At 55.5% G+C, this 620-nt stretch carries 1 protein-coding gene; it reads right to left on the bottom strand.

The features are described 5' to 3' along the window. Positions 1–137 precede the first annotated feature (137 nt). The coding region (locus AC4PR2_RS29510; RefSeq protein ID WP_492176125.1) for a DUF7168 domain-containing protein at positions 138–620 on the bottom strand (483 nt) is incomplete at its 5' end.

The raw sequence follows: 620 nt of genomic DNA, 5'->3' as shown, positions 1-620 counted from the left end.
GGAAACGAACAGGAATGGCAACGCTGAAATGAAGTTTTTGCCCTTGTCCTTAAACCACGTTCTGGGATCAGGAACGTCGCGTATAAACAGGAACCAAAAAATGAAGGACAGCATTGTGATAAGGAATAGATAAAGGTTCATGAATTGCGCCCTCCCTGATAACCAATGCCAGTGGTCACAGCCCCCTGAACACCCTGGTGTAAACGGGCATTCTGGCCTGCTTCGAATCCACGTAAACGGGCAATGTCATCACCGCGGCAGGTTTTCGGGGCGCGCGTCTGCAACTCCCCCATCTTTTGGCTTTCCAGCCAGGTTCCCATCAGCTCGCATTCCTGTTCAGTAACGGTAAACGTCGTGATGACTCTCCGGACGCCGGCAACCCAGCCGGCACGAAACTGCTCTGCTCGGGCGCGGCGCGTGCTCATTTTCAGGCGCTTATTCTGGGTTTTCAGGTAGTCTGCAGTCGCATCTTTCAACTGCCGGCTCAGCACATCGAACGCATAAGCCGCAACGGCCGGCCGCTCACTGAAGCCGTAGAACGTCACGTTGCGACGCGGGCCCGACGCGCTATCCCGCCAGGAAAAATACAAACGGCATCCAAAGGCGCGGGCAATCGCCCA

Source organism: Serratia sp. A07 (assembly GCF_058725505.1).
The sequence above is the reverse complement of the archived record's forward strand: the minus strand, read 5'-3'. Positions and strand labels throughout refer to the sequence as shown.